The following is a 12,276-nucleotide window of genomic DNA, read 5'->3' as shown; positions in this document are numbered from 1 at the left end:
GTCCTCGCTTATCTGATGAACTGATCGGCGAATTCCGCTCCGAGCCCGTTGCCCGCGTAATGCGCGCGGCATTTGTCGAGCCTTGTAAAGACGTCGTCATAGCCGAGGCATTTGCCGTCCGGATCGACATAGATCATCGCGCCGTTGACCTGGAACATCGTGATCATCTCCTCGACATCGGGATCGACGACCAGGGTGTGGGTTTCTCCCGGTGCCTCGTAGACATAAGAGCCTTGCGTCGCGACCCAGTCATGTTCGAGGTAGCGCCACTTGCCCTTCAGGACATAGCCGTGGACCGGCTGCGGATGGCGGTGGCGCGAGAGCACGCCCGAGCGGCGGACGCGCAGCAGGTTCATCCAGTAGCCACGCGTGACGGACAGGCAGAGCGGGCGGAACCAGACATTGTCATCGACAGGCACCCAGATGCGTTCGTCTTCCGGGATGACGTCGTGAACGATCAGTTCGGGCGGGGAATCCTTCGGCTGCGGATGGCGGTAGGGTGTCCAACGCTCGGCGTCGGAGGCGACGACCGGGATGGGGCTGACCTTGTTCATGGCGTTTCTCCCGCTTTGGTTTTGATCCAAGGTGTTGACGGTCTGATTCCGAAAATCGGGCCAACACCTTGCTTTACCTCGATATTTCGTCGTTCCGCGCCATTCCTCACACCGCCAGATAGCCGCCATCGACGGGCAGGATCGCGCCGGTGACGAAGGCTGCCGCGTCGGAGAGCAGGAAGGCGATCGCGCCGCCGACATCGCCAGGCTGCCCCCAGCGGTTCATCGGGGTGCGCGCCAGGATGGGGGCGGAGCGGGCCGCGTCCTCGACAAGCGGCCTTGTCAGCTCGGTCTCGATCCAGCCGGGCGCAACGGCGTTGACGCGGATGCCGTCCTGCGCCCAGGCGGCGGCGAGCGATTTGGTCAGCTGGCCGATCGCCCCCTTGGAGGCGGCGTAGCCCGGCGCGAAGGCCGAGCCGTGGAAGGTCAGCATCGAGGCGATGTTGACGATCGCGCCGCCGGCCTTGTCCGATGAGATGGCTGCGAGCTTGTCCTTCGCGGCGAGGCACATCCGCATGCTGCCGCTGAGATTGACCTCGATCGTCAGGCGGAAGGCGTCGATCTCGAATTCCTTGCCGTTGCGCTGGATCATGCCGGCGCAATTGACCAGCGCGTCGAGCCGCGGGCAAAGCGCGACGATGGCGGCGACCTGCGCGTCGCTGGTCACGTCGAGCCGGGCGTGGCGGATCGCGGGATGCGGCGGGGCGGCCGCGACCTCCTTGTCGGTCAGGCCGGTGGCGAGGACCTCGTATCCGGCCGAGGCGAGCGCCAGGGCAGCACCGGCGCCGATGCCGCGCGTGCCGCCGGTGACGAGGGCAAATCTGGGGGAGGCGTCTCGTGTCATGGCAGCAGGCTAGAGCGATGCGCCAGGTGAGGGAAGCCGTGCTTTCGGCGGGGCTGCCCGCGTCAGTTGAGGGTGTACTTCACGCGCAGCATTGCGCTGCCGCGGGTCTCGTACTGACTTGCGAAGACCGGCATCTGCCGTGCGAGCCCGAGATCGAAGGATGTGTCGAAGGGGAGTTTTGCAAGGGCGGTGAGGTCGGCCGAGAGCTTGACCTCCGGCACGACGGCGGAATGAGCGCCGTCTCCGGGCGCGAAGACGTAGTTGCCCTGCATGGTCAGTTGCGAGGTCAGCGTGAGATGGGCAAAGACGGGCTGGCGATAGCCGAGCATCAGGCCGGCATTCTGCTCCGGGCGGCTGGCGAGGCCGCTGCCTCCGCCGGTCGCGACGGTCCAGATGAAGCCTGGCTGGTGAGGCGCGACCGGGCGCGCCAGCCGCCAGTCGATGCGCGCATCGGACGAGGCGCCATCCGCCGGCGTCACGAGCCGGGTGGTGACGGCAAACACGTCGTCGGTGCCGAGCTTGACGCCGACTGCGCGCTCGGAGGGGGCGAGTGTGGCCGGGCCCTGGGCGGACAATCCCTTGCGGATGACGCCCAGCGACAGGGGGCGGCTGATATCGGGCGTTCCCGTTCTCGACGCCTGCACGGGCAGCGGCATCCGGAGCGGGGCGAACAGTGCCGCGTCCGCATCCCCTTCCGGGCCGGCCTCGATCAAGGCCGCGAGCTCGTCGGTCGCCATTCCCTGGGACGCGGCCTCGGCCGATTCCAGCGGCGCTGAGGGAAGCGGCCAGAGTGCGCGATAGCCCGCTTCCGTCGAGCCTTCCGCGGAGGCCGCCGAACAGGCGAGGGAGACGGTCAAGCCGATGAAGGCCGGCCGGATGCGCGCCAGGGCGGCGTCTGGAATAAAGCGATCCAAGAGATGTTCCCGATCAAAACCAGAGAGCGCCAGACCCTGAAGGGCGAAGGTGCCGTTTTTGCGGCAGTGCAACACGAGTGGCGCTTGCCGCTGCCTTGCCCAAAAGCCGCGCTTCCCCCGGCGGCCCTAACCCGCTAGGACACGGCCAACCGCCTGCGGCGTGCCTGCCGCAGGCGCGAGCCGTTTCAGTCTGGCCAGCATCAGGGGTCGTTTCACATGAACAAGATTAAGGTCGCCAATCCCGTCGTCGACATGGACGGCGACGAGATGACCCGCATCATCTGGCAGAAGATCAAGGACACGCTGATCTTCCCCTATCTCGACCTTGAACTCGACTATTACGACCTTTCGGTCGAGAATCGCGATGCGACCGACGACCAGATCACGATCGACGCCGCCAACGCCACCAAGAAGCACGGCGTCGCCGTGAAATGCGCGACGATCACGCCCGACGAAGGCCGCGTGAAGGAATTCAACCTCAAGTCGATGTGGAAGTCGCCCAACGGCACGATCCGCAATATCCTCGGCGGCGTGATCTTCCGTGAGCCGATCATCTGCAAGAACGTCCCGCGCCTCGTGCCCGGCTGGACGCAGCCGATCGTGATCGGCCGCCACGCCTATGGCGACCAGTACCGCGCGACCGATTTCAAGTTTCCCGGCAAGGGCACGCTTTCGATCAAGTTCGTCGGCGACGATGGCGCCGTGATCGAGAAGGAGGTGTTCAAGGCTCCCGAGGCCGGCGTCGCCATGGCGATGTACAATCTCGACGACTCGATCCGCGATTTCGCCCGCGCCTCGCTGAATTACGGCCTGATCCGCAAATACCCGGTCTATCTCTCGACCAAGAACACCATCCTCAAGGTCTATGACGGCCGCTTCAAGGACATCTTCGAGGAGATCTACCAGGCCGAGTTTAAGGCCGAATTCGACAAGCTCGGCATCACCTACGAGCACCGCCTGATTGACGACATGGTGGCCTCGGCGATGAAGTGGTCGGGCGGCTATGTCTGGGCTTGCAAGAACTACGATGGCGACGTGCAGTCTGACACCGTGGCGCAGGGCTTCGGCTCGCTCGGTCTGATGACCTCGGTGCTGATGACGCCGGACGGCAAAACCGTCGAGGCCGAAGCCGCTCATGGCACGGTGACCCGCCACTACCGCGAGCACCAGAAGGGCAAGGAGACCTCGACCAATTCGATCGCCTCCATCTTCGCCTGGACGCGCGGCCTGACGCATCGCGCCAAACTCGACGACAATGCCGAACTCGCCAAATTCGCCAAGCTGCTGGAGAAGGTCACGGTCGACACGGTCGAGGCCGGCGACATGACCAAGGACCTGGCCCTGCTCGTCGGCGCCGAACAGAAGTGGCTCTCGACCACGGGCTTCCTCGAGAAGGTCAGCGACAATCTGCGCAAGGCGATGTCCGCCTGAGCGATCCCGGTCTGACAACGATGATGAAGCCCGGCTGTGATGGCCGGGCTTTTTTGATGAGTGTGGGTGAGGTGGTGCGCGGCTTCAGGACTGATCCGAAAAAATTTGATTTCAGGACTTTCTCACATCTTTCACGCCATCGGACTGTCATTCCGGACAAGCCGCTTCAGCGGCGCCGATCCGGAATCCATGCCGGAACGCTGGCCTTGATGTTCAGGAATAGATTCCGGGCCTCCGCTGCGCTGCGCCCGGAATGACGGCCCCTGGACGACCAGGGAAGCCGTTGGAGCACTCGGATCCCAGCGGGACCGACTCTCAGGGCCTACGCATGGCCCGCGGCCTTGGCTGATTACCAGCCAGCCTATGCAAGCGGCATGAATCGGTACTCGGTTTCTGCAAGAAATCTTTGCAAGAACGGAACACGGCAGCCGGTGGCCGGTTGGGGCTCCAAGAGTTCACATTGCTGGAGAAAACCCATGGCAACGACTTCCAAGCCGCTCGACGAGCTGTTTCACGACATGCTCAAGGACGTTTATTATGCCGAAAAGCAGATCCTGAAGGCGCTGCCCAAGATGGCAAAGGCGGCGAAGTCGCCCGAGCTGAAGAAGGCCTTCGAGACGCACAAGACCGAGACCCAGGAACAGGTCGAGCGTCTCAGCCAGGTTTTCGAGCTGATCGGCAAGACGCCGCGTGCCAAGACCTGCGATGCCATCCTCGGCATTCTGAAGGAGGGCGAGGCTGTGATCGAGGATTATGAGGGCAGTCCCGCACTCGATGCCGGCCTCGTCGCCTCGGCGCAGGCGGTCGAGCACTATGAGATGGCTCGCTACGGCACCCTGAAGGCCTGGGCCACCCAGCTCGGCCACAAGGATGCCGTCAAGCTTCTCGACGAGACTTTGGCCGAAGAGACCAAGACCGACAAGATGCTGACGCAACTCGGCGGCCCTGCCAATTCGGCGGCTGTCGCGGTCGCCAAGGCGGCCTGATCGTCGGCCAACGGGAAGGCCCGCCGAGCGGCACTCGGCGGGCTTTTTCGTGCGCTGCGACGCCATCATGTGTCGCCGGATTTTAGTCGACCGTCAGCGTTCGGGTGGCAAGAATACGCCGGCCGCTCAGCGGTGCGTCCATCACATAGCGCAGTTCGTAGGAGCCCGGCTGGTCCGGGGTTTCCAGCGTCGCCTCGACGTTTTCGTGCGGTAGGAAGAACGGGCCCGGCGCGTCCACCGCAGCCCCAGTAGGCACGATGACGATGCGGTCGCGCTCGCCATTGGGGCCGATGCCGCGGACCGGGAAGGTCTGGGAACGGCCGGCTCGGGCGGGCGCCGCCAGCGTCGCGCTCGGCATGGTGGTCTCCAGCGGTTGGCGCAGCAGGATGACAGGCTGGCCATCCCTGTCCACCGTCAGGCGCAGTTCGTAACGGCCGGGCTCCCCGGGCGTCTGGATTGTCGGCACGGTCGAAGCAGGCTCCAGCACCACGATCGCCAGAGCGGCGGGATCGGCCGGACGGGCGATGGCGAGGCGCGCACCGGCCGGGGCCCGGCTGAGGAAGACACTCAGCATCGAGCCGGCCATGGCGCGCTGCGAGGCCGAAATTCCGGGCCCGGACGCGGGGCGGGCAGGGCGCGGCTGCGCGGCGGCCAGCGTCGAGGCCAGCAATCCGAGGCCGATCAGGACGCCGCGTCGCGCGTGCATGAGCCCTCCGTGTCCGGTCACCCCATCGCGGCGGCGACGGCATCGAGGGCGGCCTGCGCCTTGTCGCCGTCGGGGCCGCCGGCCTGGGCCATGTCGCGACGACCGCCGCCGCCCTTGCCGCCGAGCTGCTCGGACGCGGCGCGCACCAGCGAGACCGCGTCAAAACGCTCGGTCATGTCCGGCGTGACGCCGACGACGACTCCCGCCTTGCCGTCTTCCGAAACGCCGACAATCGCAACGACGCCCGAGCCGATGCGGGTCTTGGCCTCGTCGACCAAGCTCTTCAGGTCCTTCATTTCGACCCCGGTAACGGCGCGGGCGAGCAGCTTCACGCCGACGATCTCCTGGATCGGGTCCTCCGCCGCACCGCCACCGCCCATTGCAAGCTTCTTGCGGGCGTCCGACAGCTCGCGCTCGAGCTTGCGGCGCTCCTCGATCAGCGCCGTGAGCCGGTTGCCGGCTTCGGAGGCCGGAACCTTGAGCAGGTTGGCGAGCCCGTCCAGCAGGCGCGACCCGGCATTGAGGCGCAGGCGGGCGCCGTTTCCGGTCATCGCCTCGAGACGACGCACGCCGGCCGCGACCGCGCTTTCACCGAGCACGCTGACGAGGCCGATATCGCCGGTCCGCGTCGCATGGGTGCCGCCGCAGAGCTCGACCGAAAAGGCGCGGCCGGCCGGGTTCGTGCCCATCGCGACGACGCGAACCTCGTCGCCGTATTTTTCGCCGAACAGCGCGCGGGCGCCGGACGCGATGGCCTCGTCGACGCTCAGCAAGCGGGTCGTCACCGGCTCGTTGCGCAGTACGATTGCGTTGGCGATCTCCTCGACCTCGCGCAATTCCTCGTCGGAGATCGGCTTGGGATGCGAGAAGTCGAAGCGCAGGCGATCGGGCGAGACCAGCGAGCCCTTCTGCGCGACATGGTCGCCAAGCACGAGCCGCAGCGCCTCATGCAGCAGATGGGTGGCGGAGTGGTTGGCGCGGATGGCCGTGCGGCGGGCGTGATCGACCAGCAGTTCAACCGGTTGGCCGCGCTTGAGTTCGCCTTCCTTGATGATGACGGCATGGGCGAAGACGTCGCCGAGCTTCTTCTGGACATCGGTCACCTCGACCGTGACGCCGGGTGCCTTGAGCAGGCCGGTATCGCCGATCTGGCCGCCGGATTCGCCGTAGAACGGCGTCTGGTTGACGATGGCGAAGCCGCTCTCGCCCGCCTGCAGGCTCTCGACCTCGGCATTGTCGCGGATCAGGGCGGTGACGACGCCTTCCGCGGTCTCGGTATCGTAGCCGAGGAATTCGGTCGCGCCGACGCGGTCGCGCAGCGGGAACCAGAGCTTTTCGGTCGCCGCCTCGCCCGTGCCGGCCCAGGCGGCGCGCGCCTTGGCCTTCTGCTGTTGCATCGCGGTGTCGAAGCCGTCCGTGTCGACCGAGACGCCGCGCGCGCGCAGCGCATCCTGCGTCAGGTCGAGCGGAAAGCCGTAGGTGTCGTAGAGCGTGAAGGCGACGTCGCCCTTCAGGCTCTGGCCCGAGACCAGATCCTTGGCGGCATCGTCCAGCAGCGACAGGCCGCGCGCCAGCGTGGTGCGGAACCGCGCTTCCTCGAGCTGAAGGGTTTCCGTGATCAGGGCCTCGGCGCGCAGCAGTTCGGGATAGGCCTGACCCATCTCGCGGGTCAGGACGGGGACGAGCCGGTGCAGCAGCGGATCCTTGGCACCGAGCAGCTGCGCATGGCGCATCCCGCGGCGCATGATCCGGCGCAGCACATAGCCGCGGCCCTCGTTGGAGGGCAGCACGCCGTCGGCGATCAGGAAGGCGGAGCAGCGCAGATGGTCGGCGATAACGCGATGGCTTGCCTTCATCGGCCCGTCGGAGGCGACCGAGGTCAGCTCGGCGATGGCGCGGATCAGCGCCGCGAACAGGTCGATCGAATAGTTGTCATGCGTGCCCTGGAGCACGGCGGCGATGCGCTCGAGCCCCATGCCGGTGTCGATCGAGGGGCGCGGCAGATCGGTGCGAACGCCGCCGGCCGCCTCTTCATACTGCATGAAGACGAGATTCCAGATCTCGATGAAGCGGTCGCCATCCTCGTCGGGCGAGCCCGGGGGGCCGCCGGGGATGTGGTCGCCATGGTCGTAGAAAATTTCCGAGCAGGGGCCGCAGGGGCCGGTGTCGCCCATGCGCCAGAAATTGTCCGATGTGGAAATGCGGATGATCTTGTCGTCCGACAGGCCGGCGATCTTCTTCCAGAGCGCGTGCGCCTCGTCGTCCTCGGAATAGACCGTGACGGTGAGCTTGTCCTTGGGCAGGCCGTATTCGCGCGTGACCAGGGTCCAGGCGTGGGTGATCGCCTGCTCCTTGAAATAATCGCCGAAGGAGAAGTTGCCCAGCATCTCGAAGAAGGTGTGGTGGCGGGCGGTGTAGCCGACATTGTCGAGGTCGTTGTGCTTGCCGCCGGCGCGGACGCATTTCTGCGCGGTCGTGGCGCGTGAATAGGGCCGCTTCTCCTGGCCGGTGAAGACGTTCTTGAACTGGACCATGCCCGAATTGGCGAACATCAGGGTCGGATCGTTGCGCGGCACGAGCGGGCTCGACGGCACGATCTCGTGGCCGTTGCTCTTGAAGTAGTCCAGGAAGGTGGACCGGATCTGATTGACGCCGCTCATCGCAGTCTGCGCTCTGGTCTTGGGGTCTGGGGCCGGGAAACCCGGCGGGGAGACCGGTTCTAGTCAGGCGCTCATCGCCTGTCCAGAAAGCTCGACGCAAGGTGTTGGGGTCCAAACGAAAACGGGCGGCGCCAAAGCGCCGCCCGTGATTGTAGCCGAACTCGCGAGCGGCTCAGGCCATGCCTTCGTCGAGATCGTCGTCGGTCGGCGTCGCCTCGTCGAGGATGCGCTCGGCGACGAGACCGGAGTTCTGGCGGATCGTCGCCTCGATCTTGGCGGCCATCTCGGGATTGGCCTTGAGGAAGGCCTTGGCGTTCTCGCGGCCCTGGCCGAGGCGCACGCTGTCGAAGGAGAACCAGGCGCCGGATTTCTCGACCATGCCGGCCTTGACGCCGAGATCGACCAGTTCGCCGACCTTCGAGATGCCCTCGCCGAACATGATGTCGAACTCGACCTGCTTGAAGGGCGGCGCGACCTTGTTCTTGACGACCTTGACGCGGACCTGATTGCCGGTCGCTTCCTCGCGGTCCTTCAGCGTCGAGATGCGGCGGATGTCGAGCCGGACCGAGGCGTAGAACTTCAGCGCGTTGCCGCCGGTGGTGGTCTCCGGCGAGCCGTACATCACGCCGATCTTCATGCGGATCTGGTTGATGAAGATGACCATGCAGTTCGAGCGCGAGATCGAGGCGGTCAGCTTGCGCAGGGCCTGGCTCATCAGGCGGGCCTGGAGGCCGGGCTGGACGTCGCCCATCTCGCCCTCGATTTCCGCACGCGGCGTCAGCGCCGCGACCGAATCGATGACTAGAACGTCGATCGCGCCGGAGCGGACCAGCGTGTCGGTGATCTCCAGCGCCTGCTCGCCGGTGTCGGGCTGCGAAATCAGGAGGTCGTCGAGATTGACGCCGAGCTTGCGGGCATAGACCGGATCGAGCGCGTGCTCGGCATCGACGAAGGCGCAGACGCCGCCCTTCTTCTGAGCCTCGGCGATGGTGTGCAGTGCCAGAGTAGTCTTGCCGGAGGATTCGGGGCCGTAAATCTCGATGACGCGGCCCTTGGGCAGGCCGCCGACGCCGAGCGCGATGTCGAGCCCGAGCGAGCCGGTGGAGATCGTCTCGATCTCGATCGCCTGCTGGTTCTTGCCCAGCCGCATGATCGAGCCCTTGCCGAAGGCGCGCTCGATCTGCGAGAGCGCTGCGTCCAGCGCCTTGGCCTTGTCCATCGAGGAGCCTTCCACGAGCTTGAGGTTAGCCTGATTCACGGTGCGCGCTCCTTATGGCAGGGGCGCGGGGACATCTCAATCCGCGCCGATGGCGAAGATTGATCATGGTTTGTTCTGCGGGACAAGTTCTATTTTCGTTCTCATCAAGCTCCGCAGCTTGTCTGCTGACAGGAGATGTCAGGAGCGGGAAGAGGCATTCTCACATCCATCGTGCCCGGGCTGACCGTTGTTGCTGCTGGGGATGGGGCAGCTGTCGGAGAACGAGAGCGCAAGACGATCGTGGTGGCGGCCGCGGAGTGATCTGCGCGCGTCATGGTCGGGCTCGACCCGACCATCTCCTGCAAGAGATTCTCGGGTCTGCGCTCCGCTCCGCCCGAGAATGACGGCGGCCGTTTACGCCATCGCCGCCTTCACGGTCTCCACCAGCTGCTTCATCGTGAACGGCTTCGGCAGGAACTGGAAATCCTCGCCGTCGGGCAGGTTCTTGCGGAAGGCCTCCTCGGCGTAGCCGGAGACGAAGACGACCTTGGTCGCCGGGTTACGCTGGCGCAGTTCGCCCAGCAGCGTCGGGCCGTCCATCTCGGGCATCACCACGTCGGAGACGACGAGGTCGATCTTGCCATCGGCTTTGATGAAGATGTCGAGCGCCTCGACGCCGGAGGCTGCCTCGTGGACGGTGTAGCCGCGCGAGACCAGCATGCGGGCGTTCAGCGCGCGCACGGCGTCCTCGTCCTCGACCAGCAGGATGACGCCGGCGCCGGTATGGTCGGCGGCGAGCTTCTTTGGGGCTTCCTTGGCGGCCGCCTCGGCGGCGATCTCCTCCTCGCTGGGAATATGGCGCGGAAGGAAGATGCGGAAGGCCGTGCCCCGGCCGACGACCGAGTCGCAGAAGACGAAACCGCCGGTCTGCTTGACGATGCCGTAGACCATGGAGAGGCCTAAGCCGGTGCCCTTGCCGACCTCCTTGGTGGTGAAGAAGGGCTCGAAGATCTTGTCGAGATGCTCCGGCGCGATGCCGGTGCCTGAGTCCTCGACCTCGAGCAGGACATAGTCGTCGGCGGGCAGGGCGGCGTGGCCGAAGCTCGCGCAGTCCTCGGTCGCGACATTGCGGGTGCGCACGGTCAGCTTGCCGCCATCGGGCATGGCGTCGCGGGCGTTGACCGCGAGGTTGACGATGACCTGTTCGAGCTGGCCGAGATCGGCCTTGACCGGCCAGAGGTCGCGGCCCTGGCGCACGTCGAGCGCGACCTTGTCGGCGACGACGCGCTTCAGCATCAGCGAGAGGTCCGACAGCACGTCGCCGAGTTCCAGCACCTGCGGGCGCAAAGTCTGGCGGCGCGAGAAGGCCAGCAACTGCCGCACCAGTGCCGCGGCGCGGTAGGCGTTCTGCTTGATCTGCATGATGTCGGGGAAGGACGGGTCGGTCGGCTTGTGGCTCGCCAGCAGGAACTCCGAGGCGTTGATGATGACCTGCAGCACGTTGTTAAAGTCGTGCGCGATGCCGCCGGCGAGCTGGCCGACAGCCTGCATCTTCTGGGCCTGGTCGATATTATCCTTGAGCTTGCGCTCGGAGGTGGTCTCCAGCGCGTAGACGATGGCACGCTCGCCGTCGCCGTCCTCGGTCGCGGCGACCGGCGAAAGATAGAGCCTGGCGGAGCGGCCTTCCTCGCCCATCAGGGTGACGTCGAGCGGGGCGAGTTCGCCGCCACCCTCGACCGCCTTTGCCAAGGCCCGGTCGAGCTCGCCGCCCGGCATGACGAGGTCCTGGATGGTGGCGGGCTGCCGCGTGCCTTGCGTCAGCCGGGTGAAGGCGGCGTTGGAGCGCAGGATCGCACCCGTGCGATCGACCGTGGCGATCGCCATCGGAGTCGAGTGGAAGAAGCGGGCGAAGCGAACCTCGGCATCGCTGCGACCGTCGGAGCCGGCCTCGCCCGAAGTCCGGTTCAGCACCAGCGTGCGCGAGGGGCCGGCGCGGCCGTCGCTGCCGAAGGCGACCTGATGGTGCAGGCGGACCGGCACGGGGGCGCCGTTGCGGCGCTTCAGATCGACGTCGAGAACCTCGATGCGGACATCGCTCGGCTGGCCATGGATCGCCTGCAGGAGGGCTGCCGCGCTCGGGGTGGCGATGTCGTCGAGATGCAGGCCGCCCGAGCCGAAGCGGGCGAGATCGAAATCGAGCCAGCCCGACAGCGTGGCGTTGAGATAGGAGACCTCGCCATCGGCATCGATCGAGAGGAAGCCGGCGGGCGCGTGGTCGAGATAATCGATCGCGTGCTGCAGTTCCTGGAAGGCGTTCTCCTGGCGCTCGCGCTCGGGCGTCACATCCGTGACGGTCCACAGTGTGGCCGGCTTACCATCCCGGCGCAGCGGCGAGACGCGGACGCGATACCAGCCGACGCCACCGCGCCCGCTCAGACCCGGGTCGAGGCGGATCTCCTCGGCGAGCCGGCGGTTCTCGCGGGCGGCGGTGGCGAGGCGGTAGATCACCTCCGAAACGTCGGCGCTGCCGGTGAAGAGCCGCTCGACCGGGCGGATGTCGGTGGCGCCGCGGGCCCCGGCGAGCGTCAGATAGGCCTCGTTGGCATAGACGATCCGGCTCTCGCCTTCGGTGACGACAACGCCGTCATCGGCGCTGTCGACGATCGTCTTGGTCAGGTCGTTGCGGGCGGCGCGTCCGGAGAACTGAACGAGACCGATCGCGAAGGCGAAGAGACCGAAGACGCCGATGACGGACAGCAAGGCGAGCAGGCCGAGGATCAGCGGCTGCGCCCATTCGTTGGCGAGAAAGCCGAGCGCGATCGCGGCCCCGACCAGCACGCTCGCGACCAGCAGGATGATGCCGATATGGCCCGGCTTGTCAGAGCGGTCGATGGCCGTGGTCGCCGTGGTTCCGCTCATTGCGGTGGGGTCCGTTTCGCTGATGCCGAATCGCCGGGCCCGCCGCCCGCGCGCGCCGCGCCTG

Annotated in this window: 9 protein-coding genes; 2 read left to right on the top strand and 7 right to left on the bottom strand. The window is 66.3% G+C overall.

From position 1 onward, the window contains the following. Nucleotides 1-8: 8 nt before the first annotated feature. The 3 genes from AXW83_RS09725 to AXW83_RS09715 form a co-directional block, all read right to left on the bottom strand. Nucleotides 9-554, bottom strand: a complete 546-nt coding sequence (locus tag AXW83_RS09725) for a 2,4'-dihydroxyacetophenone dioxygenase family protein (protein WP_066612710.1) — start codon at nucleotides 552-554, stop codon at nucleotides 9-11. 106 nt (nucleotides 555-660) lie between these two features. Continuing rightward, complete coding sequence (locus AXW83_RS09720; protein WP_066612709.1) at nucleotides 661-1,398, bottom strand: SDR family NAD(P)-dependent oxidoreductase; 738 nt, start codon at nucleotides 1,396-1,398, stop codon at nucleotides 661-663. Between the two features lie 62 nt (nucleotides 1,399-1,460). After that, entirely contained in the window at nucleotides 1,461-2,312 is an 852-nt protein-coding gene (locus tag AXW83_RS09715; protein ID WP_066612707.1) for a hypothetical protein, read from the bottom strand. A gap of 216 nt (nucleotides 2,313-2,528) precedes the next feature. Between AXW83_RS09715 and AXW83_RS09710 the strand changes: the two genes are divergently transcribed. Continuing rightward, nucleotides 2,529-3,743 carry an NADP-dependent isocitrate dehydrogenase gene (locus AXW83_RS09710; RefSeq protein ID WP_066612705.1) on the top strand — a complete coding sequence of 405 codons (1,215 nt, stop codon included), beginning with the start codon at nucleotides 2,529-2,531 and terminating at the stop codon, nucleotides 3,741-3,743. A 476-nt stretch (nucleotides 3,744-4,219) separates the two neighbouring features. Further along, the gene (locus AXW83_RS09705; RefSeq protein WP_066612703.1) at nucleotides 4,220-4,729 is read left to right on the top strand and encodes a YciE/YciF ferroxidase family protein; all 510 of its coding nucleotides are present in this window, start codon (nucleotides 4,220-4,222) and stop codon (nucleotides 4,727-4,729) included. A gap of 82 nt (nucleotides 4,730-4,811) precedes the next feature. On the opposite strand, the gene AXW83_RS09700 is transcribed toward AXW83_RS09705, so the two are convergent. From AXW83_RS09700 to cckA, 4 genes are all read right to left on the bottom strand, one after another. After that, complete coding sequence (locus AXW83_RS09700; RefSeq protein WP_066612702.1) at nucleotides 4,812-5,435, bottom strand: hypothetical protein; 624 nt, start codon at nucleotides 5,433-5,435, stop codon at nucleotides 4,812-4,814. A gap of 17 nt (nucleotides 5,436-5,452) precedes the next feature. Then, a complete protein-coding gene (gene alaS, locus AXW83_RS09695; RefSeq protein WP_066612700.1) occupies nucleotides 5,453-8,095 on the bottom strand; it encodes an alanine--tRNA ligase in 2,643 nt (880 codons plus the stop codon). Nucleotides 8,096-8,267: 172 nt separating this feature from the next. Then, the gene (recA, locus tag AXW83_RS09690; protein WP_066612697.1) at nucleotides 8,268-9,353 is read right to left on the bottom strand and encodes a recombinase RecA; all 1,086 of its coding nucleotides are present in this window, start codon (nucleotides 9,351-9,353) and stop codon (nucleotides 8,268-8,270) included. Between the two features lie 354 nt (nucleotides 9,354-9,707). After that, a complete protein-coding gene (cckA, locus tag AXW83_RS09685; RefSeq protein WP_066612694.1) occupies nucleotides 9,708-12,212 on the bottom strand; it encodes a cell cycle histidine kinase CckA in 2,505 nt (834 codons plus the stop codon). Nucleotides 12,213-12,276: the final 64 nt, after the last annotated feature.

The sequence above is a fragment of the Bosea sp. PAMC 26642 genome, assembly GCF_001562255.1.
GTDB lineage: Bacteria > Pseudomonadota > Alphaproteobacteria > Rhizobiales > Beijerinckiaceae > Allobosea.
This window is presented reverse-complemented; position numbering and strand designations above follow the sequence as displayed.

Coding starts and splice junctions, on each gene's coding strand:
- AXW83_RS09725 (WP_066612710.1), bottom strand. CDS start 554: ATGAACAAGGTCAGCCCCATCCCGGTCGTCGCCTCCGACGCCGAGCGT.
- AXW83_RS09720 (WP_066612709.1), bottom strand. CDS start 1,398: ATGACACGAGACGCCTCCCCCAGATTTGCCCTCGTCACCGGCGGCACG.
- AXW83_RS09710 (WP_066612705.1), top strand. CDS start 2,529: ATGAACAAGATTAAGGTCGCCAATCCCGTCGTCGACATGGACGGCGAC.
- AXW83_RS09705 (WP_066612703.1), top strand. CDS start 4,220: ATGGCAACGACTTCCAAGCCGCTCGACGAGCTGTTTCACGACATGCTC.
- AXW83_RS09700 (WP_066612702.1), bottom strand. CDS start 5,435: ATGCACGCGCGACGCGGCGTCCTGATCGGCCTCGGATTGCTGGCCTCG.
- alaS (WP_066612700.1), bottom strand. CDS start 8,095: ATGAGCGGCGTCAATCAGATCCGGTCCACCTTCCTGGACTACTTCAAG.
- cckA (WP_066612694.1), bottom strand. CDS start 12,212: ATGAGCGGAACCACGGCGACCACGGCCATCGACCGCTCTGACAAGCCG.